This window comes from Kitasatospora sp. NPDC008115 (assembly GCF_042957205.1).
Lineage (GTDB): Bacteria > Actinomycetota > Actinomycetes > Streptomycetales > Streptomycetaceae > Kitasatospora.
Genome location: NZ_JBIBHU010000028.1, coordinates 1 through 24,974 on the forward strand (window position 1 = coordinate 1; position 24,974 = coordinate 24,974).

The following is a 24,974-nucleotide window of genomic DNA, read 5'->3' on the forward strand; positions in this document are numbered from 1 at the left end:
TTCGGGCGGTGGTCACGTGGAGTGCCGACCTGCCGGGCGGGTTCGACGCGGTCCTGCTGGACGCGGCCGACGCCCGGGCGGTGACCGGTGTGTACCGGTCCTCCGGGGGCGGTGTCGTTCTGACCAACTCGCCAGCGCGGGCGCGGACCAGTGGGGCGCTGGTGACGGCGCTGCGGCAGATGCTTCAGGCGCAGCTGCCGGAGTACATGGTCCCGTCGGCGATCGTCACCCTGGACCGCATTCCGCTGACCCCGAACGGCAAGATCGACCGCAAGGCCCTCCCCGCACCGGAGTACACGTCCACCGCCGGCGGCCGCGCACCGCGCACCCCGCAGGAGGAGATCCTCTGCACCCTGTTCGCCGAGATCCTCGGTCTGCCCGGCGTCGGGATCGATGACAACTTCTTCGCGCTCGGCGGCCACTCCCTGCTGGCGACCCAGCTCACGAGCAGGATCCGGACCACCCTCGGCACCGAGATGCCCCTCCAGACGCTCTTCGAGGCGCCGACCGTCGCCGAGATCTCCGCGAGCCTCGAAGCCGGCACACCCGGCAGTGCCTTCGAGGTCCTGCTGCCACTTCGGAAGCAGGGGCGGAACGCTCCGCTGTTCGTCGTGCACCAGGGAGCGGGCATGTGCTGGTCGTACGCCGGTCTCCTGCCGTACCTCAGCCCGGACTTCCCGGTCTACGGGCTCCAGGCCCACGGGCTGGCTCATCCGGATGAGCTCCGCAACAGCGTCGAGGAGGTGGCGGACGACTGCATCGAGCAGATGCTGAAGGTGCAGCCTGAAGGGCCCTACCACCTGATGGGGCATTCGTTCGGCGGAATCCTGGCCCACGCCATCGCGGGGAGGCTCGCGGAACGCGGCGAGCGGGTCGACCTCCTGGTCTTCCTGGACTCCGATCCCGCCAAGCCGATTCCCGAGGAGCTGTTCGACCGGCAGGACGAGATGCAGTTGATGTACGGCGCGATCCTGGAGGCGCTCGGAGTCAACACCGAACAACTGGCCAATGGGATGCCGACGTTCGAGGATTTCGCCAAGCTCGCACGCGGGACGAACACGATCCTCGGCAGCCTTGAGGAGAGCCGCTTCGTCACCCTGATGAGCGTCATCAAGAACAACATCATGCTGATGAGCAAATACCGCCACCAGCAGGTCTCGACGGACGCGATGATCTTCGCGGCCACTCGCCACCGCTCCGGCTACGTCATTCCGGCGGATGCCTGGAGCATGTACGTGGACGGCGAGGTCGCCCACCACGAGGTGGATTGCACCCACCAGACCATCACGACGCCGCACATGTTCCGGGAGATCGGGCCCCTCGTCGAGGCGAAGCTCCGGAAGCTCGCCGAGAACGCGATCCTCCCCGCCGGCACCGAGTAGGGGTAGACCGACGGCGGCCACAGCCGACACGAACCGGCGGTGGCCTTGGGAAGACCCCGACCCGGCTCCACGGATCGATCCGTGGAGCCGGGTCGGGGTCCCACCGTGCGGATGATGCGGTGGCGCCCGGGCTTTCGGACTGCCGTAGCAGACGTGCGTCAGCGCAGAGCGTCAACTTCACCCCAATGGGTGAAATGACGCTCTGTGCATCTCATGTGACGGATCGTTTGAGAAGACTGGCGGCTCAGCCATCAGCCGTGGGGGTATCGCCATGTCTTCTCGACGAATCGTTTCCGCAGCCAGTGCCGCTCTGGCCTGCACCGTTCTCACTCTTCCGCCCGCCGGGGCCGCCGAGCCCGCGCCCGCCGGCGCTCCGGGCAAGGCGCGCGCCGTCACCGTCGAACTCGACCTGGACGTCCGGCTGTTGAACGATGCCGTGGACGTCCCGGTCGACGTCGCGCTCAACAAGGTCGAGTCCCCGGCCCAGCGCGAGGGCACCGTCCTCACCGCCGAGGTCGCCGGCGTCGACCAGGCCGGCCCGGTCACCCTGGTCAAGGCGGACGTCGGTAGGTCCGTCACCAAGGTCGACGCCGAGGGTGCCACCGCCTCCGTCACGCTCGCCGACGCCGATGTGCACGCCCCCGGCCTGCCCGCGACCACCCTGCTCGGCCTGGAGGCGCTCAGCGCCACCGCCACCTGCCCCGTCGACGGGAAGCCCGCCGCCGACGTGGTCGCGCCCGTCGGGCTCACCGTCCTCGGCAAGCCGGTCACCGTCAGCCTGTACGGGCCGACCAAGGTGGACGTGCCGCTGGTCGGCAGCGTGGAGGTGGAGTTCTCCAAGAAGACCACCACCTCCACGACGGCCGCCGCCTCCGCCCTGGAGGTCCGGGTGGCGGTGGACCCGCTCAACCTCAACGTCGCGAAGGTGACCGGGACCATCACGGTCGCCTCGGTGAGCTGTGAGAAGCCCGTTCCGGCCGGCCCGGCGCCGTCCACTGCCCCTACGGCCACCGCGACGGCCACCGCGACGCCCACCCCGGCGGCCCAGCCCGCCTCGGACACCACCCCGTCCGCCACGGCCGCCGCCGCTACCGCCACCGCCCGCCGGACCGCGTCCCCCTCCGCAACCCCCTCCTCCGGCCCCGCCGCCGCGCCCGACGCCCTCGCCGCCACCGGAGGCAACGGCGCCGCGTCCCCACTCGCCGCCGGCGCCGCCGCCCTGGTCGCCGGAGGCGCCTGCGCCCTCTGGGCCACCCGCCGCCGCCGCGCCGCCGCCCCGGCCCACGCCCGCCGGCGCTGACCCCCGCCTCCCCCACGGGTGCGGGAGTGCCACCCGCGGCACTCCCGCACCGTAACCGTGCCAATGCGGACGGTTGGTTCACATGCGCGTTACATAAGAGGAACAACCGGGAAACGGCGGCTTGCAACGCTACGCGGGCACCCACCACTCAGTTTGCGAGGGACACCGCCGTGGCAATCAAGGCCGAGTACATCTGGATCGACGGCACCAAGCCGACCGCCAAGCTCCGCTCCAAGACTCGTGTCCTGCCGAACGCGGACAAGATCCCCACCTGGGGCTTCGACGGCTCCTCGACCAGCCAGGCCGAGGGCCACGCCTCGGACCGCGTGCTGACGCCGGTGCGCGTCACCCCGGACCCGATCCGCGGCGGCGACCACATCCTGGTCCTCTGCGAGGTCAACGAGACCGACGGCACCCCGCACGAGTCCAACGCCCGCGCCCTGCTGCGCGGCGTCGCCGAGCAGTACGCGGCGCAGGAGTCGATCTTCGGCATCGAGCAGGAGTACACCTTCTTCAAGGGCTCCCGCCCGCTCGGCTTCCCCGAGGGCGGCTACCCGGCCCCGCAGGGCGGCTACTACTGCGGCGTCGGCGCCGAGGAGGTCTTCGGCCGCGAGATCGTCGAGCTGCACCTCGACCGCTGCATGGAGGCCGGCCTGGCCATCTGCGGCATCAACGCCGAGGTCATGCCCGGCCAGTGGGAGTTCCAGATCGGCCCGGTCGACGCCCTGACCGTCTCCGACGACATGTGGATCGCCCGCTACCTGCTCTACCGCACCGCCGAGGAGTTCGGCATCGACGCCACCCTCGACCCGAAGCCGGTCCGCGGCGACTGGAACGGCGCCGGCGCGCACACCAACTTCTCCACCAAGGCGATGCGCGAGAACTACGACGCGATCATCACCGCCTGCGAGTCGCTGGGCACCTCCCAGGAGAAGGTCCTGGAGCACGTCACCCAGTACGGCGCCGACATCGAGTCCCGCCTGACCGGCAAGCACGAGACCGCCCCGTGGAACGTCTACTCCTACGGCGTCTCCGACCGCGGCGCCTCGGTCCGCATCCCGTGGCAGGTCGAGGTCGAGCAGAAGGGCTACATCGAGGACCGCCGCCCGAACGCCAACGTCGACCCCTACGTCGTCACCCGCCTGCTGATCAACACCTGCTGCGCCGCCCTGGAGAAGGCCGGCCTGGTCTGATCCCGGCCCACCGCCGACAGCCCCGCGCACCGACGCCCGCAGGGCCTCCCCACCTCACCGGGGAGGCCCTGCGGGCGTTCCGGCGCTCATGGCAGGGGCTCTTGATCGTGCTGGGGGTGGGGCGGAGAATGGCGGGTATGGACGAATGCGCTGCCGCTGTTTCCGCGGGCCTCGTGCGACGGTTGCACGTGGACCTGGGGCGGGTGTGGGCGGATGCCTGTTGGCGTCGGTGAGGGTTCCCGGCGTTTTCCCAGGCGGCTCTTCCGGTAGCGGAGTGTGTGTTCATGACCCTGACGTTCCACTGGTTCCTGCCCACCAACGGTGACAGCCGGCATGTCGTCGGGGGTGGCCACGGGTCGACGCCCGGGGCGGCCGGGGGTGACCGGCCGCCGTCGCTGGGGTATCTGGGGCAGATCGCCCGTAGCGCCGAGCAGTTGGGGTTCGAGGGGGCGCTGACGCCGGCCGGGGCGTGGTGCGAGGACGCGTGGCTGACGACGGCGATGCTCACCCAGGTGACCGAGCGGCTCAAGTACCTGGTGGCGTTCCGGCCCGGGCAGATCGCGCCGACGCTGGCGGCGCAGATGGCGGCGACGTACCAACGGCAGTCCGGTGGGCGGCTGTTGCTGAACGTGGTGACCGGTGGGGAGTCGGCGGAGCAGCGCGCGTACGGGGACTTCCTGCACAAGGACGCGCGTTACGCCCGCACCGGGGAGTTCCTGTCGGTCGTGCGGCGGCTCTGGGCGGGGGAGACGGTGGACCACGACGGTCCCCATCTGCGGGTCGAGGGGGCCCGGTTGAACCGGCTGCCGGACCCGGTGCCGTCGGTGTACTTCGGCGGGTCGTCCCCGGCGGCGGGCGGGGTCGCCGCCCGGTTCGCGGACGTCTACCTCACCTGGGGCGAGCCGCCCGCGCAGGTGCGGGAGAAGATCGCCTGGATCCGCGACCTCGCGGCGCGCGAAGGCCGGGTGGTGCGGTTCGGGATCCGGCTGCACGTGATCACCCGGGACACCTCGGCGCAGGCGTGGGCGGAGACGGAGCGGCTGCTGGCGGGGATGGACCCGCAGCGCGTCCGGGAGACCCAACGGGCGCTGGCCCGCAGCGAGTCGGTGGGGCAGCGCCGGATGCTCGCGCTGCACGGCGGCTCGGCGGAGCGGCTGGAGGTGTACCCCGGGCTGTGGGCGGGCGTCGGCCTGCTGCGCGGCGGGGCCGGGACGGCGCTGGTGGGCAGCCACCGGGAGGTGGCCGACCTGGTGACCGAGTACCACGAGCTGGGCGTCGACGAGTTCGTGCTCAGCGGGATGCCGCACCTGGAGGAGGCGTACTGGTTCGGCGAGGGCGTGCTGCCCGTGCTGGCCGCCCGCGGGTTGTGGCGCCGGCCGGTGTGATCCGTGCGGGAGGGCACGTCGCGGCGGGCCGGCGACCGGGGGGCTACTGCTCGCCGAGGACCATCCACTTCTCCGGCTTCGCCACCGCGTCGAAGCCCACCTTGGCGTAGACGCCGTGGGCGTCGGCGGTGGCGAGCAGGATGCGGCGCAGGCCGTCCTCGGCGAGCTCGTCGCGGACGGCGGCGGCCAGGGCGGTTCCCAGGCCCCGGCCACGGGCGGCCGGGGCGATGTAGACGTCGCACAGCCAGGCGAAGGTGGCGTGGTCGGTGACCACTCGCGCGTAGCCGACCTGGTCGCCCGAAGCCTGCTCGTAGAGGCCGAAGTTGAGTGATCCGGCGATCGCCCGGTCCTGCTTCTCGCGGCTGCGGCCGATCGCCCAGTAGGCGTCCTGGGACAGCCAGCGGTGGATCAGCCCGGCGTCGAGGAGCGCGGGGTCGGTGGAGATCCGGTAGCCGTCCGGCAGGGCGGTGTCACTGGTCATGACCCGATCCAAGCACCGAAGCAGGCCCGCTGACCAGTGGCTTTCTCAGCGGACGGGCACGGCGTTCTCCGGCAGGTCGTGCCAGTTGGTGACGATCGGGCGGTCGACCTTGGTCGGGCCGACCGGCAGGCTGACCGGGTCGGGGTCCGGGCTGCCGATGCCCACGATGACGTCGTTGAACTCGACGGCCTGGTTGTCCTTGGTGGTCTTCGACATGACGCCCGCGTACGCGGTGTCCGCGCCGCTGAGCCTGATCGGCCGGCTGGCGCCCTGCTCGGCCTTGGACGCCTCGATGCCGCCCGAGCCGAAGGCGATGACCGGGGGCCGGGGCGGGAGGGTGCAGGTGACGCCCGGCTTGGCCTTGGCGGCGATCAGGATGTAGCCGCCGGCCTGGGACTCCGTCCTGGCGGTGAGGACGAGGTCCTTGGCGCCGCAGGTGCCTGCGGGCGGGGCGTCGGCGGGCTTGGTGGTGGGGGAGGGCGTGGCGGTGGCGGAGGCGGTGGGGGCCGACGGCTTCGCGGTGGCGGCGGAGGTGGCGGTGGCGCTCGCCGCGGGGGCGGCGGTGTCGCTGTTCTCCGGCCCGCACGCGGTGGCGGTGACGGCGAGCGCCGCGACGGCGACGGCGGTGAGAGCGAGGCGGCGCGAACGCATGCGGGGTCCCCCAGGATCGTGACCGCCGGTGTTCCTCACCGGCGCACCACGACCGTACGACGGGACCGTTCACGGCCCGGTGCGGGAAATATCCCGATCCTGTCGCAGACCGCGGCGCCGTCAAGGGATGGTCAGGGCCCCTGCCGCGCGGGACGATCGCCCCCATGACCGCACTCCCGTTGCTCCTCCTCGACGTCGACGGCCCGCTGAACCCGTACGCCGCCGAGCCGCAGGAACAGCCCCCCGGCTACCGCACGCACCACATCCGGCCGGAGTTCTGGCTGGCCCGCTTCCCCGGCCGCCCGGCCGAGGAGGTCGAGCCGCTCCGGCTCTGGCTCAACCCCGACCACGGGCGCGAACTCCTATCCCTGCCATTCGAGTTGGTCTGGGCGACGACCTGGCAGGACGAGGCCAACACCTGGATCGCCCCGCACGTCGGCCTGCCCGCACTCCCGCACATCGCCTGGTCGCGGATGCACCACGAGGAGCCCGACGGACTCCACTGGAAGACCCGCCCCCTGGTCGCGTGGGCGGCCGGGCGGCCGTTCGTCTGGGTGGACGACGAGCTGGGGCCGCAGGACACCGAGTGGATAGCGGCCCACCACCCCGGACCGGCGGCGACCTTCCGGATCAACCCCCGGATCGGCCTGCGGACCGAGGACTTCGCCACCCTGCGGGCCTGGGCGCGCACGGAGTTGGGCGTCGCGGGCGGGACGGCCGGGCCGGGGGTCTGACGTGCGGGGAACCGGTTGACCGTCCCGAGGGTCCCATCGCCACCAGGACGAGGCTCCGAGGAGGGCGACGGCGATGCGTGGGAACCAGGGGCTCGGTGACGGGGAGAGCGGGGCGGCGGAGAGCCGGTGGGCCTGGGCGGCCCGCTGGTCGGTGGTGGCGGCCGCCGGGGCGGCGCTGGCCGTGGTGCTGGCGACCACGGAGGCCGACGGAGGCCGGCCGGCCCCCGTCACGGTGCGGGCCACGGCGACGGTGGGGGCGGTGGTGACCACCACGGCGGTGACCACGGCAACGGTGACCACGGCAACGGTGGCCCCGGCGGGCACCGTCACCCTGCCGCCGCCGCGCCGCGAGGTGCGGCCCGGCCTGACCCCGGCCGACCCCGGCCCCGCCGCCGCCGTCGGCGTCCCCTACGCGTTCGACTGGAACACCCACTGCGAGACGACCCACCTGCGCTTCGCTGGGCACTCGTGGTGGACCGACCGGCCGCCGGTGCTGCCGCCCGGGCTCCCCGGCGTGTGGGGCCCCGGCTCCGCGCCGCGCGTCCTGCCGGGGTGGGCGACCCTCACCGCCGACGGCCGGCTCCGCTTCGACGCTCCGGGTTACCTGGCCGGCCCGGTGCTGCTGGAGCCGGCCGCCGAGCCGGGGATCTGTGAGTAGCCGGCGTCGGGGGCGGCTGCGAGCGCCTGCGCCAGGGCGGTCAGGAAGCGGTCCGTGGTGGCCTCGTCCCGGACGGCGACGCGCAGCCAGTCCGGGCCGAGGCCGGGGAAGGTGTCGCCCCGGCGGACGGCGAAGCCGAGCGTGCGCAGCCGGGCGCGGACGGCGTCGGCGCCGGGCAGTTCGACGAGGACGAAGGACGCGGCCGGCTCGCCGTGCATCCGGACCGCCGGGAAGGCGGCCAGGCTCTTCACCAAGTATTCGCGCCGGAGGGCGAGTTCGTGCGCGGCCTGCTCCGCCTCGGCGAGCGCGGGCGGCGCGGAGCAGGCCTCGGCGGCGACCAGCGCCGGAGTGGAGACCGGCCAGAGCGGCTGGGCGGCGGCCAGGGCGGCGATCAGCGGCGCCGGGCCGAGCACGTAGCCGATCCGCAGGCCGGCCAGCCCCCAGGTCTTGGTGAGGCTGCGCAGTACGACCACCTGGCCCGGCAGGTCCCTTGCCGAGGCGAGGGACTCGCTCTCGCCGGGCACGGCGTCCATGAACGCCTCGTCGATCACCAGGGTGCGGCCGGGCCGGGCCAGGGCGGCGACGGCGGCGGCCGGGTGGAGGACGGAGGTGGGGTTGGTGGGGTTGCCGAGAACCACCAGGTCGGCCTCCTCCGGCACCGCGCCCCCGGTCAGCCGGAAGCCGTCCTCCGGGGTGAGCAGCACCCGCCGCACCGGGTGTCCGGCGTCCCGCAGGGCGGCTTCCGGCTCGGTGAACTGCGGGTGGACGACGGCTATGTGACGTGACGTCAGAGTTCGTGCGAGCAGCACGAAGGCCTCGGCGGCGCCCGAGGTGAGCAGCACCTCCTCCACCGGCCGCCCGTGCCGCTCGGCGACGGCGGCCCGGGCGGCGGTTCCGTCGGGGTAGGCGGCGAGGTCGGCGAGGCTGGCGGTGAGGCGTTCGCGCAGCCACGCCGGGGGCGTGCCGGTGCGGACGTTGACGGCGAGGTCGACCAGACCGGCGCCGTCGGCGCGCACCTCGGCGTCCCCGTGGTGGCGCAGATCGGGTTCGGCGGAGGCATGTCCGGTGGGGGAGTGGGGGGTCACGGCTGCTCTCCTGGGTTCGGTCGGGCGTGCGGACGGCGGGGCGCGCGGGCGACGGCCACCGTCGCGGCCGCCGACTTCCGTTTGGGGACGACGAGCTCGGCGCGCCCGCCGCCGGCCCCCGCCAGCGCGGCCGCCTCGGCCACGCTGACCGTGCCGACCGCCTCGCCGACGGCGCCGGACGGGTTCGGTACGGGGACGGCGGCCAGTGCCGCGGCCGGGTACTCGGCCACCGGCACACCGAGCGCCGCCGAGGCCGAGCGGACGGCGGGGTGGCCGCCCTTGCCGGTGAGGGTGGCGAGCGCGCCGACGGCGCCGGACGGCAGCCCGGCCGAGGCGAGGGCGCGCCGGATCAGCTCCAGCAGTTCCGCCTCCGTCGCCGAGCCGCGCACGCCCACCCCGACGACGAGCGGACCTGAGGCGTCCCCGGCATGCCCGGTGCCCCCGGTGCCCCTGCCGTCACCCGAACCGCCCAACGCGCCGGATCCGATCCCGCCCGAACCGTTCCCGTCCGGTCCTCTCACGCCGCTCTCACGCCCTGCTCACGTCCCGATTCTCCACGTCACCCGCCCGACACCTGTCCGGGGCCGCACGCCGACCGCCCGTGGCCGGCACCCTCCCGGGGCGGCCGAAACCCGTCGGTTCCCGCCGACCGGAACGCCCAGGTCAGGCCGGTACCGGGCGCCGAGGACCGCCGAAATACCACCACGCCCGTGACGGACGGGTCAATCGCGACGGCTGTGACATGCGTCCGACGGCGATCCTCGGCCGGAGACCGCTGTTCGCCCTTTCTTCATGTGCCCGCCGAGGCCGCCGCCACCGCGCCGCTCCTACTGTTTGCGGCGCTCCGAAACCGCCGGTCCACCGATCGGCGGTCCTCTCCCATCCGGCAGTTCCCGCGCGGCCGGGCCGCCTCCCCCGACCCGGCCGCCCCCCGACGCACGGAGGACACCATGCCCGAAACCCCGGAGACTGTTGACATGAGCGCCACGACCCCCGTCGCCGGGGGCGCCGCCACGCGTCGCCCCCGCCGCCGCACCCTCACCGCCTCCGCCGCCGGCCTCGGTCTGGTCGCCGGCTCGCTCGGCCTCTGGGCCGCCACCGGCACCACCGCCCGGGCCGCCGCCCTGCCGACCCCCGACCACGTGGTGGTCGTCGTCCTGGAGAACCACGCCTACACCCAGGTGATCGGCTCCTCCAGCGCGCCGTACATCAACAACACGCTGAAGGCCGGCGGCGCCACCCTCACCCAGTCGTTCGGGCTCACCCACCCCAGCGAGCCCAACTACTACCAGCTGTTCTCCGGCTCCAACCAGGGCCGCACCGACGACAGCTGCGTCCCGGTCGGCTCGATCAACAAGCCGAACCTCGCCTCCGAGCTGATCGCCGCCGGCAAGACCTGGGCCAGCTACAACGAGGGCCTGCCGAGCCAGGGTTCGACCGTCTGCTCCAGCGGCAAGTACGCGCAGAAGCACAACCCGTGGTTCGGCTTCGGCAACGTGCCGACCAGCAGCGCGTTCACCATGACGCAGTTCCCGACCAACTTCGCGAACCTGCCGAAGGTCTCCTTCGTGGTCCCGGACCTCTGCAACGACATGCACGACTGCTCGGTCTCCACCGGCGACACGTGGATCAAGAACAAGCTGGGCGCCTACGCCACCTGGGCCAAGGACAACAACAGCATCCTCGTGGTCACCTTCGACGAGGACAACAGGCTCTCCGGCAACCGCATCCCCACCGTGTTCTACGGCGCCCACGTCACCCCGGGCTCCACCACCGCCACCACCTACAACCACTACAACGTGCTGCGCACCCTGGAGGATCTCGCGGGGCTGACCACCCACGCGGGCAATGCCGCCACCGCCGCCACCATCACGGGCATCTGGAACTGACGCCCGTGTACGTCGCGGACTCCCGCAGCTCCAAGGCCCCCGCCGCCCCGGCCGCCACCCGGCCGGGGCGGCGGGAGGCCGCCGACGGCAGCACCGGTACCGGCGGCCCCGGTGCCGACAGCGCCGGACGCGTCGCCCGGGCGGCCGTCCCCGGCACCGTGGTGGCCCTGGGCGTGGTCAGCCTGGTCACCGACGTCTCCGCCGAGATGGTCAGCGCCGTCCTGCCGCTCTACCTGCTCACCGGCCTCGGCCTCTCCCCGCTCGGCTTCGGCCTGCTCGACGGCATCCAGAACGGCTTCAGCGCCGTCGTCCGGCTGGCCGGCGGCCACCTCGCCGACCGGCGCGGGCGCGACGGCGCACCCCGGCACAAGGCCGTCGCCGCCGTCGGCTACGGCCTCTCCGCGCTCTGCAAGCCGCTGCTGCTGGTGGTGGGCACCGTGCCGCTGATCGGCGCCGTGCTCGCCGTCGACCGCACCGGCAAGGGCCTGCGCACCGCCCCGCGCGACGCGATGATCTCGCTCGCCACCGAACCCGCCCACCGCGGAAGGGCGTTCGGCGTCCACCGGGCGATGGACACGGCCGGCGCACTGCTCGGCCCGCTCGCCGCCTTCCTGGTGCTGCGCACGGCCGGCGGCCATCTGCTCGCCGACGGCGGCCAACAGCAGGGCTACCACGCGGTGTTCGCGGTCAGCGCCTGCGTCGCGGTGCTCGGTGTGCTCGTCCTCCTGCTCTTCGTGCCGAACCGGCTCGAAGCCGACGCGCCGTCGACCGGGCAGCCGTCGACCGGGCAGCCTCGCCTGCGTGACGGACTCGCCCTGCTGCGCATCCCCGGGCTGCGCCGGCTCACCGTCTGCGCCGTGCTGCTCGGCCTCACCACCGTCAGCGACTCCTTCCTCTACCTGCTCGTACAGCGCCGGCTCGGCCTCGCCGTCGAGTACTTCCCGCTGCTGCCGCTCGGCACCGCGGGCGCCTTCCTGCTGCTCGCCGTCCCGTTCGGCGCGCTCGCCGACCGGATCGGCCGCCGCCGGCTCTTCCTCGCCGGGCACGGCCTCCTGCTGCTCGCCTACGGGCTGCTGCTCTCCCCGCTCGGCGGGCTTCCGGTGGTGGTCTGCGTGCTCCTGCTGCAGGGCGCCTTCTACGCGGCCACCGACGGCGTGCTCGCCGCCGCCGCGGCCGACACCGTCCCCGCCGCGCAGCGCGGCGCCGGACTCGCCCTGGTCGGCACCGGACAGGCGCTCGCCCGGTTCGCCTGCTCGCTGGCGTTCGGCGCGCTGTGGAGCGCCGTCGGCGGCACCTCCGCGCTGACCTGGTCGGCGCTGGCGCTGGCCGGCTGCGTCACCGGCGCGGCGTTCGTGCTGCGCGAGCCCGCCGCCGTCCCGGACGACCCCGCCCCCGAAGACCCCGCCGACGCCGAGGTGCCCTCGTGACCACCGCCCCCCTCCGCAACCGCACCCGGGTGCTGATCCTGCTGGTCGCCGTCGTCCTGCTCGGCGCGATCGGCACCGGCGCCGTCCTGTGGGCCGCCGACCGCTCCGCCGAACGCGACCGCGTCCAGGCCGGCGGCCCCGTCGTCACCCGCGGCGAGGTCACCCTCAAGGTCCCCGCCGCCCGGCAGTTGCTCTTCCGCAACATGGCCTGGGGCCCGCACCGCGACGAGATCGTCACCGTCCCCGCCGACCGCCCCGACGGCCCGCGCACCTCCTCCGGCGTCCAGTGCCTGCGCTTCCACGCCGCCGTCGGCACCGGCGTCTGCCTCCAGGCCGACCGCGGCGCCGTCCAGGACACCTTCCGGGCCGTCGTCCTCGACGACCACCTGCGCGAGCTGCGCTCCTTCCCGGCCGCCGGCATCCCCACCCGCTCCCGGGTCTCGCCCTCCGGCCACCTCGCCGCCTGGACCGTCTTCGTCAGCGGCGACTCCTACGCGGGCACCGACTTCTCCACCCGCACCTCGATCGTCGACGTCCGGGACTGGAACCTCCGGGGGAACCTGGAGGAGTTCGACGTGATCAAGGACGGCAAGCCGTACCGCGCGCCCGACGTCAACATCTGGGGCGTGACCTTCGCCGACGACAACGCCTTCTACGCCACCCTCGCCACCGGCGGCCGGACCCAGCTGGTCCGCGGCGACCTCGGCGCCCGCACCCTCACCACCCTCCACCAGAACGTCGAGTGCCCTTCGCTCTCCCCGGACGGCACCCGGGTCGCCTACAAGAAGCGCGTCCCCGGCGCCTCCGAGGACGCCCCCTGGCGGCTGTACGTGCTGGACCTCGCCACCATGGCCGAGACCGCCACCGCCGAGCAGCGCAGCATCGACGACCAGGCCCTCTGGGCCGACGACCACACCCTGCTGTACTCCATGCCGGGGGACTTCGGCGCCGACCTGTGGACCGTCCCCGCCGACGGCACCGGCTCCGCCCGGCGGCTGCTCGACGCGGCGGTGGCCCCGGCGTACCTGGGCTGACGGGGGCGCCCGGGGCGCACGCGGGGAGCGGGGTGATCAGGTCGGGTGGTCCCGTGCGGAACTCGGAGCGTAGGGTCCTCGTCGAGCATGACGAGTGGCCGTGCCCCGTGCCGGGCCGCCACGACGACGGACCGGGGGAGCAGGAAGAGTGAGTCAACGAGGGCCCGACCGCGGGCTGTCGCCGGAACGCGTGCCCAGCGACTCGTGGCCGGCGCTGCACGGCAGGCCCGTGCTGCGCCGTACGGTCGCGATCGGGCTGGTGATCTTCGTGTCGGTGCTGGCCGCGCTGGCCGTCCGGGGCGTCAACGCGCTCACCATAGGCCGCGGCGCCATCGAGACCGACCGCGACCGCGCCGAACTGCTGGCCGGGCTCCACCCCTCCCAGCACCCGGGCGCCGGCCGCTACTACGTGCCGGTCGGCGCCGTCTACACGCACACCCCGGACGGCCAGCCGGTCGCCTACCTGCACTACCGGCTGGTCGGCGGGCGCGAGGTCGGCGTCGGCGACTTCCTGCGCACCTACGACCTGGCCGCTCCCGGGGGCCTCGCCCCGCTGCCCGCGGACCTGGCCGAGGCCCTCGGCGGCGACGAGCCGGCCCAGGCCCACGAGGTCGGCGCCCCGGCGCCGTCCGGCTCCCTGTTCGCCGCGCCGACCGCTTCTCCGACCGCCTCCCCGACCGTGCCCCCGACCGCTTCTCCGATCGCCTCCCCGACCGCCTCCCCGACTCCGACGGTGACCGCCGCCCCCGAGGAGACGCCCACCGCAACCCCGGATCCCACCACGGCCCCGGATCCCACCACGGAACCCGAGACCGACCTCCCGGAGCCCGCCGAGCACATCGCCCCGGCCTCCGAGGCGGAGCCCGACCCCGAGTCCGCCCCCATCCCGGAGGAGACCCTCTCGCCCGCCCCGGCCCCGGCCGACACCCCCACCGCCGACCCCGCGCCCACCGTCACCCCGCTCCCCGTCCCGACGCCCACGCCGACGCCGGTCCCCGCCCGCCGCGTCTACATCGCGCCCGACCCCGCCGGCCTCCCCGGCGCCGCCGACATCTACGTCCGCGCCACCGGCTGATTCACCTGGCGGCTCGCGCAACCCGGGGGCGGGGACTGTCGGTTGGGCATGCTGTACTCCCGGCATGACGCTTGATGACAACACGCCGGCCGTCCGCTCCCGGGAGTGGGAGGCCGCGCTCGCCCAGGCCTTCGGGGTGGTACTGGGCCGGCCGCTCGACGAGTACGACGGGGCGGCCCGGTACGGGGCCTACTACAGCGGCAACTTCCTCGCGGAGATCGAGTTGGACCGCAGTCCGCTCTGGGTCGGGCGGGGCGCGCTCGCGGGGGAGGAGGTGCTCGCCCCGGACCTGCTGCTCACCCCGCCCGGCGATCTCCAGGAGACGGAGCTGGTCTTCGACGCGAGCCGTTCGCTGTTCTTCGTCGAACCGCGGGGGCTGCCCGCCGAACTCGCGCCGTTCGGCGCCGAACTCGCCGCCGCCGTCGAGGAGTCCGAGGCAGGGCCGTGGGACGGTGCCCTGCTGGGTGCGGACCTCGGGCGGATGGCGGAGCGGCACGGCGTCGACCTCGCCTCGCCCGGGCTGCCCGGAAACCTGTGGACGCTCTGGGAGGCCCGGCTGGCCGGCGGGGACACCCTGCTCGACGCCCTGCTCGCCGCCACCGGCCTGTCCGCCGCCACCTCGCCCGAGCTGATGCCGCCCGGCCTCGGCGATTCCGCGGACGCGGTGGACGACGAGGCCCACGAGCACGTCGCCGACGTCGCCGACCCGGTGCTGCGCGACTACCTGGCCGCCTTCTGCGACCCCGAGTCCCACGACCTCGCCCTGGCCCTGTACGGCGCGGACGACGAGATCGAGGACGACGAGGACGACACCGTCGTCATCAGCTGGGAGGGCGCGGTCGACCAGTACGAGGTCACCGTCCGCCGCCTGGAGGCCTGAGACCCCGGGCCCTCCCGCCCGGGAGGGCCCGGCCACCACCGGATAGGGTCGCTGCGCGAACCGATGTGCGGTGCGCGCGTGGACCCGAAGGAGCTGACGTGGGCGAGGCCGTCTCCCCCGAGACCGGTGCCGACACCGTGGACCCCCGCCGGGGCGCGGAGCTCGCGGCACGCTGGTGGAAGTGGGCGCTGTCCGCCCCGGTGGAGCGCAGCCCGGTCGCCGACACCACCGGCGAGTTCGCCGGCTGGCGCCAGCCCTCCGACGTCTGGTTCCTGGCCGGCACCTACGGCGGCCGCGTCGTGCGCCGCTGCCCGATCGCCGCCGGGACGCCGGTCTTCTTCCCGGTCTTCAACACCCAGCGCGTCGCCCTCGGCCTGTCCGCCGCCCCGTGGCGGGTCGAGGCCTCCCAGGCCGAGGCGACGCTCAACGGAGTCCCGCTCAAGGTGCACGAGTTCGCCTCGAAGCGCTTCCTGGCCACCGGCGTCCCGCGCGTCGCCTGGGGCCTGTGGTGCGCCCTCGACCCGCTGGCGCCCGGCCAGTACGTGCTCTCCGTCAAGGCGAACGCCGGCGGCTTCGTCATCGACACCACCTACCACCTGGACGCCGTCGAGTTCTGACCCGCACCCGTGGCCCGCCGGTGGACCGTCACCGTCACCGTCACAGCGCTGCGAGCAACTCGCGCAGCGGATCCGGCGCCTGCCCGCTGCCCAGCGCCTCCACCAGCAGGTGCCCGTAGCGGATCTTCCGCCCCGACTTGGTCCCCATGAAGCGCCGCAGCTGCCGCTCCGGGCGTCCGCCCTGGTGGGCGGGCTGGCGGACGAAGGTGTGCCAGGCCGCGAGGTCGCCCTCGGCTCCGACGATCTCCTCCACCCGCGCCACGCCCAGCGCGCGGATCAGCTCCTCCTCCAGGTCCGCCACGCAGACGAAGAACCCCTCGCCCGGCGCGCCCGCCCGATCCAACCCGCGCCGGTAGAAGCCCTGTTCGTTCTCGTCGCAGAGCCCGGCCAGCCGCAGCCCCAGCCCCGGCGGCCCGAGCAGGCCCGCGTAGCGGCCGATGTTCATCGCCCCGCCCATCGAGACCACGCACACCCCCTCGGCGGCCAGGTCCCGCCCCCGGCGCGCGGCCAGCGTCTCGACGGCCGCGAGGTCGCTCGGCCCCTCCACCAGGACCGCCGTGCGCACACCCAGCCGCCGCGTGACCTCACCCGCCGGCTCGCCGGGCCCGCCGGCCGCCCATGCGGTGACCGCCTCCCGGAACGCCTCCATGTCCACCATGCTGCCGATTCTGCCCCCGCCCGTGCCTGCGGGGCCCGGCATTTTCCGCTCCGTACCGGTGGCTCCGTACCGGTGGCTCCGTACCAGTGGCTCCGTACCGGTGGACGAGGCCGCCGGGGCCGCGGAGCAGGAAGTCGGCGGATCCGACTTCCTACTCCGTGCCGCCGGACCGCACCGCCGCCACGGCCGCGAGTTCGGCGGCCGGGTACGGCGTGCGCTTGCTCTCCTTGAGGAGTCGGCGCTGGAAGCCGCGCAGGACGACGGCGGTGCGGGCGTGCCGGTCGATGATCGCCGCGGTCTCCGGCGGGACGCCGTCGGGGCGGGCGCCGGCCAGCCACCGCTCCAGGAAGTCGGCGGGCTCGGTGTCGCCCCGGTAGCGGCCGAGGAGGTGGTGGAGGAGCAGATGGGCCGCGGTGTGGTCACGGTCGTAGTCGCGGTGGTGGGCGAGGAACCGCCGTTCCTCCGCCGAGAGTTCGAAGTCGCGGCTCAGGGCGAGCCCGAAGTCCGCGAAGTAGACCCGCCGGCCGTCGGTGAGGAGGTTGTCGAAGTGCGCGTCGAAGTGCACGAGCCCGCGCGAGCGCATGAACGCCGCGCCCCGCGCCACGGCCTCGTCCGCCCAGCCGTACGGGGCCGCGTCCCGGTGCTCGTGCAGCCACGCGCCGAGCGTGTGCGGCACGTGCTCCAGGAAGAGCACCAGGCTCTGCTCGGCCCGCCCGATCGCCTCCAGCCGCCCGCGCACGGCCGGCGAGCCCTCCCAGTGGGCGACGGCGCCGTCCACGCCGCCGAGGAAGTCCATGAAGCCCTCGGACGCGCTGCCGGGCAGCACCCGCCAGTGGTACATCAGCGGGAAACCGTCGTGCTCCCCGCCCAGCACCCAGTGGGTGGTCATGGTGTGGACGGCCAGCTCCCGCCAGGCGCCGAACCCGGCCGAGCCGATGCCGTACTGGTAGAAGCCGGGCAGGCCGAAGAGGTTCGCGGTGGAGCGGACGTTCTCCGGTCTGGCCTCCAGTTCGGTCAGCGGCACCTGCTTGACGAACACCCGCCTCCCGTCGACCTCCAGGACCGCACAGGTGCCCCCGACGCCGATCCCGAGCGGGTCTGCGGAGGCCACGACCTCCCCGAGCCGCCGGTCGCTCAGCAGGGCGAGCCGGGTCGCCACGGCCGTGTAGCCGGCCAGCCGCGTCCGGTCCGGCACTCCGACAGGGGGCATCGCCGACTCCTCGCTCGGTGGGCGTCCCAACCTAGGCGACGCACCCGCCCGGGTCGACCGGTTTCCGGGCGGCGTACTCGTCGGTGAGGATGCCGCAGGTGCACCAGTCGCCCGTGCACGGGGTGCCGGCCTCGGCGTCGTACGGACCGAGGCCGGCCATGAGGCGGAGCACCTCCGCGCGCTCCGGTGCGCCGAGGACCGGGCGGGCGGCCCGGTTCGGCGACAGCCAGGCGGCCGGGAGGTCGTCGAGGTCGCGGTCGGCCACGGCGTCGACGAACAGGGTGTGGAGCGGATGCTCGGGAAAGTCGTTGAGCCGCAGGACCCACCACCGGCCGTCGACCCGGGCGGCATGCGGGAAGACGTTCGATTCCGTTTCGTGCCAGGGGATTTGAGCGGGCAGCGGGAGGCGTTCCATGGCTCCGTTCTACAGGCTGCCGCCACCGGCGGCACCCTGCCGCTGCCGGGCGAAGCGGCGCAGGACGGGCGCCAGGTAGTCGGCGTGCGGGCCGGGAAGGCCCGGCAGGTCGGCGGGGGAGCGGGCGAAGGCCAGCTCGACCAGTTCCCGCTCGGGCGGTGCGAGGGCGGCGAAGCGTTCGCGCAGCACCGGCTCGGGCCGGGGCGGGGCGATGAACAGCGCGCCGACGCTGCCGTACCGGCCCCGGGTGACCGCCCAGAGCGTCAACTCGCCTACCTCGGCGGCCACTCCGGTCTCCTCGGCCAGCTCCCGGACGGCGTTGCGCCGCAGCGCGGCGAGGTCGAGTCGCTCGCCGTCGGGCGGGGGTTCGACGGCGCCGCCGGGGGGTTGCCAGCGTCCGGGGGCGGACGTGGACGGGGACATCCGGCCGACCAGCACCCGCCCGTCGTCGGTGGGTTGGAGGACGCTCACGGAGAGCGAGGCGGTCGGGGCGGCGGACGTGGTGACGCGGCGGAGCGCGTAGTGCCGGTACGTCACGCGCGACCAGAAGACGTGGATCTCGCCTGGTCGGGGCCACGAGGTGCCCGCGCACGCCACCACCGGACCGTCGAAGAGCGCGGGATTGGCCAGGACCATCTCCGCCCAGACGCGGTCCCGGGCACGCCGCTCCTCGGCGGTCAGTCGGGGCGCGGGCACTTCGACGAGCCGGACGCGGCGCACACCGAGCACCTCGGCGGGCGGCGGCAGGGGCGGCGGGGGTGTCTGGGGCATCCGCCCATGGAAGCAGCCGACGGCCCCCCAGGTCAGCCGGACGCGACGGGACCGCCGATATCAGAGGAGGTCGAACTCGTCGGCCTTCACGGCGGCGATGAAGTCGTGCCAGGCGTGGGCGGAGAAGAGGAGGGCGCCCCCGGCGGGGTCCTTGGAGTCCCGGACGGGCACGAGGCCGGGGTGGCCGTCGGCGACTTCGACCGCTCCCGTGAGGTCGACGGACATGGTCGTCGGACTCCTTCCGTAGGCTCCGGTCCACGGTAGGCGGTCGGAAACCCGGAGGACAGGGCGCCTCCGGGTGGGATAGGACTGCCCGGTGAAGTTGAGCACCACAGTCCACCGCGTCCGGCACGGCGGCGAGGAGTACCGGGTCGTGAAGGCGGGCCCGCGATCGGGCCGCGCCGTGATGTACGACAATGAATGGTCGCTGGACATGTACGTCGACCGCCAGGCGGCGGCGAGCCTCGCGGTGGCGTGGGGGTTGGCGGCGCGGTCACGGCGAACGCTGGTGTACGTGCCCCTGAAGGCGGGCCGCGAGGGACCGAAGTCGCTCGACGACTGGCACCGGTCACCGGTCGCGCTGGACCTCGTCCTGGCGCACCACAGCCTGGGCTTCCCGCCCTCACGGTGGAAGGCCGTCCGGGGCCGGCTGGGCCCGGGGAGGCCGCACACGGTGGAGATCCCGGAGAACGAGTTCTCCAGGGAGGAGCACTTCGACCACCATCGCAGGCTGTTCGCGGGCTGGCGCGACGAACTGCGCTTCGACCTCGCGGCGCACACCCTGTTCCTGACCGGAAGCGCCACGGCCTTCCGGCTCTCCGGAGCACTGCTCCACTCCCTGACCACCGACGGCCCGGCCCGCACCCTGGAGTACCCGGGCTCGCACGAGTGCGTCACCCTGGAGCCCGACCAGAGCTCCGGCGAGTGGCCGCCACGCGGCGGCCCGAGCCAGGTGCACATCCAGTACGCCCACGGCTGGAAGGCGGCCTGAGCACTCCGGCGACGCCTGACCCGCGCTGTCTTTTTGCGGCCCCCGACCGGCGAGTCCGGTCGGGGGCCGCCGAAGCGGTCGGCCCGCCCCCGGTGTTCCGGGGCCGTCGCCTGATACTTCGTGGATTGAGGCGGCTGCCCCCACACGGGTGAACCAGGCGGTCCGCGCGGGGGCGGGGTGAGGACCCGCCCTTGCCCGGACTACAGGAGGTTGAGCGTGTCGAGGGCGAGGTAGGCGGCGGCGGTGTCGGTCATCTCGCCCGTGCGGAGTACGCGGGTGCGGAACTCGTGAAGGCCGAGGGTGACCACCTCGATGAACTCGGTGCGCTCCGGCCGCGGTTCGGCGACCTTGGCGCAGCCGGTGGCGACGAAGGCGAAGCGGCGGGCGTTGGAGTAGGCGTCGTGCCAGTACGCTCCGGCTGCGTGGAGCTCCCCCTGGTAGCCGGTTTCCTCCAGGAGTTCCCGGGCGATGGCGTCGCGTGCTTCTTCATCGGGTTCGATGAAGCCGCCGGGCAGCTCGTACAGCACGCGGTCGGGACCCGGCCGGTACTGGCGGGCGAGGATGACGCGCTGGTCGGAGGTGAGGGCGAGCACCGTAGCGGCCGGGCGCTCGCGCTTCAGGTAGAACTCCTCCCTGCTGCCGTCGGGGAGTGCGAAGTCGACGCGGTCGACGGCCCGGCCGAACTTCGAGAAGACGGTGCTGCGTTCGATCTCGCGCCATGATGCGGCGGTGACGTCGCTCATGGCGAGGACTGTACGGTCCCTGGCGCTGTGCAGGTGTCGTCTCCGCCGCTTGAAGGCCGCACTGCGCAGGTGCGTCGGCGGCCCCCGACCGCAGCGTCCGGTCGGGGGCTGCCCAATGCGCTTGCGTCAGATGGCGCCGAACTCGCCGGCCTGGACGGCGGTGACGAAGGATCGCCACGCGTCGGTGGGGAAGACGAGTGCGGGGCCGGACGGGTCCTTGGAGTCACGGACGGGGACCAGGCCGGGGAAGTCCGGGGCGACCTCGACACACGTGCCCCCGTTGTCGCTGTACGTCGATTTGAACCAGGAGGCACGAGACAGGTCTTCGAGTCGTCGCGTCATGGAGTCAGGTCCTCTCGTGCCGTGCGGATCATCGCTTGGGAAGCCCGCTTGGACAGTGCTTCCACCTGCAACCGATGGTAGTCCTCCTCCCAAGCGGCGACGGTGCCCGGAGTGCGCACGACGTAGCCGCGCTCAAGCGACTCCGAGTAGCCGACCACCGTCCGGTCCGCGAATGACAGCAAGGTCATCGAGACTCGGAATGGAGCCTCCTCGGCAAGGTCGAACGGAGAGACCTGAAGGATGATCCTCGGGCTTGCGGACACAGTCTCAAGGTGAGCGAGTTGCTCGGCCATCACATCTGATCCGCCTATCGGCCGACGGATGCAGCTCTCGTCCACCACGGCATGCAGCAGAGGCGGCTCCGGTCTGGCGAGCAGCCGCTGCCGGTTGGTGAGGAACCTCAACCGCTCACCGGCCTGCGCCTCCGTGATGCGACCACGTCGGACTGCGGCCGCTGCCAGAGCTGCCGCATACGACGGTGTTTGAAGCAGGCCAGGGATGATGTTCGATTCGAAGACTCTGATGCTCGCAGCTCGCGATTCCTGGGCGGCGTGCTCCGGGAAGCCATCCAGCAGAGCTGTCGCCTTGAGGCCCCACCACATCGTCTCCAGTGTTCCCTCCAGCCCAAGCGCCTCGTCGCATTTACGTGCGAACTCAAGGGTGGGGGATTTCAAGGCTGTTTCCACTGCTGAGATATGAGTGTCCGAGTAGCCGATCAGCGAGCCGAGTTGACCTTGCGTCAGTCCCATGGACTCGCGTGACGTGCGGAGACGTAGGCCGAAGGCCGCCCGAGGTGACGACTGAGGGTCGAGCTTCTTTCGGTTCAAGGAGTTGCCCCCTATTCCTCTGTGGCAGCTGGGAGGTTGAGGATCTAGCGATCGTACGGGAATGTGGGCCACCCTGAATACAGGAAGTAGCGCCATCGGTGCGCAGAGCAACCTCTCCAGGAGCCCCCATGCCCAGTCGCCCCCGCATGCCCATCTACACCCCCACCGTCGGCGAGGTTGTCCGGGACCTCGGGCACCGGGACTTCGCCGGCAAGCCGATTGAGGCCGTCTACATGGACAACCTCGCCGGGGTCGTCTACCTCCGCCCCGAATCCGGCGGCTGCGAGTGGACCACCAAGCCCGAGTGCGTCCAGGCGCTCGCCGAACCCCGCTTCATCGCCGTCCAGCACCCCAGCCGGCCCCGCGCCGTCGACGTGGCGTGAACCGCGCTCTCAAGCTGGTCGCCACCGCCATCGGCGTCCCCATGCTCTCCGCTCTCGCCGCGGCGCTCGTCTGCTGGCCGATCCACGACGGGCCGCTCGGGCCCCAACTCCTCATCTTCGGGCTGATCCTGGCCGCCGGAATCTCGGCCGGACTGCCCGCCTGCTTCACCTGGATCTCCTCCGACAAGACCTGACCAGGAGTCCCGCCATGCTCAACCAGCTCCCCGCCATCCTCACCACCCCGCCCCGCCGACGCCTCGGCCACCAGGCCCTCATCCTCAACCGCGACGGCGCCCTCCTCCTCGTCGCCACCGCCTACAAGTCCGGCCTCATGCTCCCCGGCGGCAGCGCCGAGGCCAACGAACTCCCCCACCTCGCCGCCCGCCGGCACGTCGAGACCGAAACCGGCCTCGTCCTCCCCCTGCGCCGCATCCTCGCCACCGACTACGTCGACGCCCAGACCCTCCCCGAAGGCGTCAACTTCGTCTACTGGGGCGGCCGCCTCACCCCCGCCCAGGAGACCACTGTCGCCCGCCACCGCCCGCCCCACACCATCACCGGCGTCCACTGGCTCCACCCCGCCCAACTCCCCGACGCCATGCCCCCCGACCAGCACCGCCGCACCACCCACGCCCTCGAAGCCCTCACCCGGGGCACCCACCTCCCCTTCCTCCTCCGAGGCATCCCCGCCGAGTAGGACCCCGGTGAACGCCTGCGGCGGCGCTGCTAGCCTCTGCCTGATTTTTGCTCAGCCACCCTCACCGCAGGCGTTCCCGAGAGGCCCCCGACTTGACCATCCACACCGATACCGCCTGGATACTCTTCTCCGCCGGCGTCATCTTCATGACGGCCCTCCTCCTCGGCGTGGTGAAGTGGCAGAAGATGGTCACCTCGCCCACCGGCAGGGCGCACCCCTACATCGACACCGCCCACCGTGCGGCCCTGCTCTACTCCTTCGCCACCGGCCTCATCGCCGCCTTCGTCGAGCTCTCCGACTGGCCGGCGGCGGTCAACCTGACCGCCGCCGGCGCCATGGTCCTGCTCTTCCTGGTGACCATCGCGAACTACACCCGTCTCGGACTCCAGGGCGTGACCGAGAACCAGATGCACAACCCGCCGCGCAGCATGCAGGGGATGCTGGCCGTCCTGGTGCTCGGAGAGATCGGCGGTTTCCTCGTCCTCCTCTGCGGCTTCGCCTCCGCCCAGCTCTGATCACGGCCGCCCGCACCCGGGGCCCGGAACCGAAGCGGTTCCGGGCCCCGGGAACGGTCTGAGGGTCAGTTGGTCTGGTACCGCGCGGCCGTGAAGTCGAAGCCGGGGAGGAGGTCGGGCTTGGTGACGGTGGCGGCGCCGCCAGTGACCAGGCGGTTGCTGGAGTCGATCGCGGCGCCGCGGGCCGAGGCGCCGCCGGTGCCGAACGAGGTGGTGACGACGCCGGCCGTGCCCCAGCTGGTGTCGAGGAGGCCGTTGGAGGTGTACCGGACGATGGTCTGGACGCCGGTGTTGGGGTCCAGCGGGAAGGGGGAGATCTCGTTGCTCTCGCCGACGGCGTAGATCTTGCCGGCGGGGCCGATGGTGACCGCGCGCGCCTCGTCGCCGAGCAGGCTGACCTTGGTCGTGGTCTTCCCGAGGGTGCCGAAGGCGAGGTTGAGGCTGCCGTCGGCGTTCAGCTCGGTCAGGCCGAAGGCTCCGGCCCCGATGATGTTGAACGGGTCGATCGACTGCGCCAGTCCGGCGAGGACGATCTTGCCGTTGTTGCCGCCGTTGGTCAGGGCGATGCCGAACGCGAGGTCGGACAGCAGGCCGAAGGAGACGTGGGCGGAGCCCGCCGTGCCGAAGGTGGTGTCCAGGCTGCCGTCGGTGTTGAACCTGGCGGCGAGGAAGTTGGTGTTGGCGGTGAGGACGTTGACGTTGAAGCCGCCGGTGACTAGCTTGCCGTCGTTGCGCTGCGCGAGGCCGAAGAAGTGGCTGGAGGCGCCGAGCTGCAGGGTGGTGAGCCCGAGCCCGCCGCCGAAGGTGGTGTCCAGGGAGCCGTTGGTGTTCAGGCGCACCAGCAGGGCGTTGGGCCCGGCCGCGCCCGCGCCGACGATCTTTCCGTCGGGCTGGACGACCAGGCCGCGGATGCCGTCGCCGAGGCCGCCGGAGACGTTGAGCAGGACCTTGCCGCCGGTGCCGAAGGAGGTGTCGAGCGTCCCGTCGGTGTTCAGGCGTGCGATCGCGATGTTGGCGGTCTGCTCGTTCGGGCCGGCGAGGCCCGCGACGACGATCTTCCCGTCGGAGGGCTGGATCGCCACGGCCCGGGCGAAGTTGGTGTTGGGCACGGGGAGGAACGAGAAGGTGACGGTGCCGGGGACGGGGCTGGTGGCCCCGAAGGTCGTGTCCAGGGTCCCGTTGGTGTTGTACCGGGCCAGGGCGAACTGGGCGTTGCCACCGGCGGCCGGGATGTTGAGTCCGTCGCGGCCGGCGGTGACGATCTTCCCGTCGGAGGGCTGGATCGCCAGGGCGTTGGCGAGGTCGGGGAGCGAGGGCGTGGCCCCGAAGTCGGTGACCACCTTGCCGCCGGTGCCGAAGGTGGGGTCCAGGGCTCCGGGCACGGCACTGGCGGGGACGGCGGTGACGAGGGCGATGGCTATGCCGGCCGCGGCGGCGAGCCGGCGCGCGCTGATCGTGCGCATGACAATTCCTTCTCTCGCTGAGGGTGGGGGCCGGGAACGGGGGCCCCGATGGGCGGTGTTCGGCTCGCCGGCGCGCTCCGTGCGCGCATGCGCGAGCGGGCTTGAGGGAGAGGTCGTGCGGACTGTTTGACGGCGCAGCGGCGTGAGGGGGGCGGCCTGTGGGCCTGG

The 24,974-nt window shown here is 73.2% G+C and carries 30 protein-coding genes; 17 read left to right on the plus strand and 13 right to left on the minus strand.

The genetic code is table 11. The features are described from left to right. The 4 genes from ACFZBX_RS29275 to ACFZBX_RS29290 form a co-directional block, all read left to right on the plus strand. On the plus strand, positions 1-1,382 hold a 1,382-nt coding region (locus tag ACFZBX_RS29275; RefSeq protein WP_391536821.1), incomplete at its 5' end, for an alpha/beta fold hydrolase. 271 nt (positions 1,383-1,653) lie between these two features. Beyond that, a complete protein-coding gene (locus ACFZBX_RS29280) occupies positions 1,654-2,682 on the plus strand; it encodes an SCO1860 family LAETG-anchored protein (protein ID WP_391536822.1) in 1,029 nt (342 codons plus the stop codon). Positions 2,683-2,852: 170 nt separating this feature from the next. Continuing rightward, the gene (glnII, locus tag ACFZBX_RS29285) at positions 2,853-3,875 is read left to right on the plus strand and encodes a glutamine synthetase (protein WP_391536823.1); all 1,023 of its coding nucleotides are present in this window, start codon (positions 2,853-2,855) and stop codon (positions 3,873-3,875) included. A gap of 284 nt (positions 3,876-4,159) precedes the next feature. Beyond that, positions 4,160-5,260, plus strand: coding sequence for an LLM class flavin-dependent oxidoreductase (locus tag ACFZBX_RS29290; RefSeq protein ID WP_391536824.1), 1,101 nt, complete (start codon positions 4,160-4,162; stop codon positions 5,258-5,260). A gap of 43 nt (positions 5,261-5,303) precedes the next feature. On the opposite strand, the gene ACFZBX_RS29295 is transcribed toward ACFZBX_RS29290, so the two are convergent. Together ACFZBX_RS29295 and ACFZBX_RS29300 are read right to left on the minus strand one after the other, a co-directional pair. Then, positions 5,304-5,741 (minus strand): GNAT family N-acetyltransferase, encoded by a 438-nt coding sequence (locus tag ACFZBX_RS29295; RefSeq protein WP_391536825.1) that lies wholly within the window; start codon positions 5,739-5,741, stop codon positions 5,304-5,306. A gap of 45 nt (positions 5,742-5,786) precedes the next feature. Then, positions 5,787-6,392, minus strand: a complete 606-nt coding sequence (locus ACFZBX_RS29300) for a hypothetical protein (protein WP_391536826.1) — start codon at positions 6,390-6,392, stop codon at positions 5,787-5,789. A gap of 164 nt (positions 6,393-6,556) precedes the next feature. Between ACFZBX_RS29300 and ACFZBX_RS29305 the strand changes: the two genes are divergently transcribed. Both ACFZBX_RS29305 and ACFZBX_RS29310 read left to right on the plus strand, forming a co-directional pair. Next, on the plus strand, positions 6,557-7,126 hold the full coding sequence (locus tag ACFZBX_RS29305) for a hypothetical protein (RefSeq protein ID WP_391536827.1): 570 nt from the start codon (positions 6,557-6,559) through the stop codon (positions 7,124-7,126). 73 nt (positions 7,127-7,199) lie between these two features. Beyond that, complete coding sequence (locus ACFZBX_RS29310) at positions 7,200-7,784, plus strand: hypothetical protein (protein ID WP_391536828.1); 585 nt, start codon at positions 7,200-7,202, stop codon at positions 7,782-7,784. Here ACFZBX_RS29310 and cobC read toward each other — a convergent pair. Together cobC and ACFZBX_RS29320 are read right to left on the minus strand one after the other, a co-directional pair. Continuing rightward, positions 7,727-8,869: an Rv2231c family pyridoxal phosphate-dependent protein CobC gene (cobC, locus tag ACFZBX_RS29315; RefSeq protein ID WP_391536829.1), complete on the minus strand. Its 1,143-nt coding sequence runs from the start codon at positions 8,867-8,869 to the stop codon at positions 7,727-7,729. The genes ACFZBX_RS29310 and cobC overlap by 58 nt on opposite strands. Continuing rightward, positions 8,866-9,258 (minus strand): cobalamin biosynthesis protein, encoded by a 393-nt coding sequence (locus ACFZBX_RS29320; RefSeq protein WP_391536830.1) that lies wholly within the window; start codon positions 9,256-9,258, stop codon positions 8,866-8,868. Before ACFZBX_RS29320 ends, cobC begins: the two co-directional genes overlap by 4 nt. 588 nt (positions 9,259-9,846) lie before the next feature. Here ACFZBX_RS29320 and ACFZBX_RS29325 point away from each other — a divergent pair. The 6 genes from ACFZBX_RS29325 to ACFZBX_RS29350 all read left to right on the plus strand — a co-directional run bounded on the left by ACFZBX_RS29325 (position 9,847) and on the right by ACFZBX_RS29350 (position 15,791). Continuing rightward, a complete protein-coding gene (locus ACFZBX_RS29325; protein ID WP_391536831.1) occupies positions 9,847-10,758 on the plus strand; it encodes an alkaline phosphatase family protein in 912 nt (303 codons plus the stop codon). 5 nt (positions 10,759-10,763) lie between these two features. After that, positions 10,764-12,185, plus strand: a complete 1,422-nt coding sequence (locus tag ACFZBX_RS29330) for an MFS transporter (RefSeq protein ID WP_391536832.1) — start codon at positions 10,764-10,766, stop codon at positions 12,183-12,185. After that, positions 12,182-13,219, plus strand: a complete 1,038-nt coding sequence (locus ACFZBX_RS29335) for a TolB family protein (protein WP_391536833.1) — start codon at positions 12,182-12,184, stop codon at positions 13,217-13,219. Before ACFZBX_RS29330 ends, ACFZBX_RS29335 begins: the two co-directional genes overlap by 4 nt. A gap of 190 nt (positions 13,220-13,409) precedes the next feature. Next, on the plus strand, positions 13,410-14,294 hold the full coding sequence (locus tag ACFZBX_RS29340) for a hypothetical protein (RefSeq protein ID WP_391536834.1): 885 nt from the start codon (positions 13,410-13,412) through the stop codon (positions 14,292-14,294). Between the two features lie 64 nt (positions 14,295-14,358). Further along, positions 14,359-15,174: a hypothetical protein gene (locus ACFZBX_RS29345; RefSeq protein WP_391536835.1), complete on the plus strand. Its 816-nt coding sequence runs from the start codon at positions 14,359-14,361 to the stop codon at positions 15,172-15,174. Between the two features lie 98 nt (positions 15,175-15,272). Beyond that, positions 15,273-15,791, plus strand: coding sequence for a hypothetical protein (locus tag ACFZBX_RS29350; protein WP_391536837.1), 519 nt, complete (start codon positions 15,273-15,275; stop codon positions 15,789-15,791). Between the two features lie 40 nt (positions 15,792-15,831). On the opposite strand, the gene ACFZBX_RS29355 is transcribed toward ACFZBX_RS29350, so the two are convergent. The 5 genes from ACFZBX_RS29355 to ACFZBX_RS29375 all read right to left on the minus strand — a co-directional run bounded on the left by ACFZBX_RS29355 (position 15,832) and on the right by ACFZBX_RS29375 (position 19,070). Beyond that, positions 15,832-16,449, minus strand: coding sequence for a TOPRIM nucleotidyl transferase/hydrolase domain-containing protein (locus ACFZBX_RS29355; RefSeq protein WP_391536838.1), 618 nt, complete (start codon positions 16,447-16,449; stop codon positions 15,832-15,834). A 151-nt stretch (positions 16,450-16,600) separates the two neighbouring features. Then, positions 16,601-17,659: a protein kinase family protein gene (locus ACFZBX_RS29360; protein WP_391536839.1), complete on the minus strand. Its 1,059-nt coding sequence runs from the start codon at positions 17,657-17,659 to the stop codon at positions 16,601-16,603. Between the two features lie 31 nt (positions 17,660-17,690). Beyond that, on the minus strand, positions 17,691-18,074 hold the full coding sequence (locus ACFZBX_RS29365; RefSeq protein ID WP_391536840.1) for a hypothetical protein: 384 nt from the start codon (positions 18,072-18,074) through the stop codon (positions 17,691-17,693). A 9-nt stretch (positions 18,075-18,083) separates the two neighbouring features. Further along, positions 18,084-18,845: an NUDIX domain-containing protein gene (locus ACFZBX_RS29370; protein ID WP_391536841.1), complete on the minus strand. Its 762-nt coding sequence runs from the start codon at positions 18,843-18,845 to the stop codon at positions 18,084-18,086. Positions 18,846-18,905: 60 nt separating this feature from the next. Continuing rightward, entirely contained in the window at positions 18,906-19,070 is a 165-nt protein-coding gene (locus ACFZBX_RS29375) for a DUF397 domain-containing protein (RefSeq protein WP_391536842.1), read from the minus strand. Positions 19,071-19,167: 97 nt separating this feature from the next. On the opposite strand from ACFZBX_RS29375, the gene ACFZBX_RS29380 reads away from it, so the two are divergent. Next, complete coding sequence (locus tag ACFZBX_RS29380) at positions 19,168-19,836, plus strand: hypothetical protein (RefSeq protein WP_391536843.1); 669 nt, start codon at positions 19,168-19,170, stop codon at positions 19,834-19,836. A 200-nt stretch (positions 19,837-20,036) separates the two neighbouring features. Here the strand turns inward: ACFZBX_RS29380 and ACFZBX_RS29385 are convergent, their stop codons facing one another. From ACFZBX_RS29385 to ACFZBX_RS29395, 3 genes are all read right to left on the minus strand, one after another. Next, positions 20,037-20,579, minus strand: coding sequence for an NUDIX hydrolase (locus ACFZBX_RS29385; protein ID WP_391536845.1), 543 nt, complete (start codon positions 20,577-20,579; stop codon positions 20,037-20,039). A 126-nt stretch (positions 20,580-20,705) separates the two neighbouring features. Beyond that, positions 20,706-20,921 carry a DUF397 domain-containing protein gene (locus ACFZBX_RS29390; protein ID WP_391536846.1) on the minus strand — a complete coding sequence of 72 codons (216 nt, stop codon included), beginning with the start codon at positions 20,919-20,921 and terminating at the stop codon, positions 20,706-20,708. Next, the gene (locus ACFZBX_RS29395) at positions 20,918-21,748 is read right to left on the minus strand and encodes a Scr1 family TA system antitoxin-like transcriptional regulator (RefSeq protein ID WP_391536847.1); all 831 of its coding nucleotides are present in this window, start codon (positions 21,746-21,748) and stop codon (positions 20,918-20,920) included. The genes ACFZBX_RS29390 and ACFZBX_RS29395 overlap by 4 nt, the downstream gene beginning before the upstream one ends. A gap of 128 nt (positions 21,749-21,876) precedes the next feature. On the opposite strand from ACFZBX_RS29395, the gene ACFZBX_RS29400 reads away from it, so the two are divergent. From ACFZBX_RS29400 to ACFZBX_RS29415, 4 genes are all read left to right on the plus strand, one after another. After that, positions 21,877-22,131 (plus strand): hypothetical protein, encoded by a 255-nt coding sequence (locus tag ACFZBX_RS29400; protein WP_391536848.1) that lies wholly within the window; start codon positions 21,877-21,879, stop codon positions 22,129-22,131. After that, a complete protein-coding gene (locus tag ACFZBX_RS29405; RefSeq protein ID WP_391536849.1) occupies positions 22,128-22,325 on the plus strand; it encodes a hypothetical protein in 198 nt (65 codons plus the stop codon). Before ACFZBX_RS29400 ends, ACFZBX_RS29405 begins: the two co-directional genes overlap by 4 nt. 14 nt (positions 22,326-22,339) lie before the next feature. Continuing rightward, positions 22,340-22,828, plus strand: coding sequence for an NUDIX domain-containing protein (locus ACFZBX_RS29410; RefSeq protein WP_391536850.1), 489 nt, complete (start codon positions 22,340-22,342; stop codon positions 22,826-22,828). A gap of 92 nt (positions 22,829-22,920) precedes the next feature. Then, positions 22,921-23,343, plus strand: a complete 423-nt coding sequence (locus tag ACFZBX_RS29415) for a hypothetical protein (protein WP_391536851.1) — start codon at positions 22,921-22,923, stop codon at positions 23,341-23,343. A 65-nt stretch (positions 23,344-23,408) separates the two neighbouring features. Here ACFZBX_RS29415 and ACFZBX_RS29420 read toward each other — a convergent pair whose 3' ends face one another. After that, a complete protein-coding gene (locus ACFZBX_RS29420; protein WP_391536852.1) occupies positions 23,409-24,806 on the minus strand; it encodes a delta-60 repeat domain-containing protein in 1,398 nt (465 codons plus the stop codon). Positions 24,807-24,974: the final 168 nt, after the last annotated feature.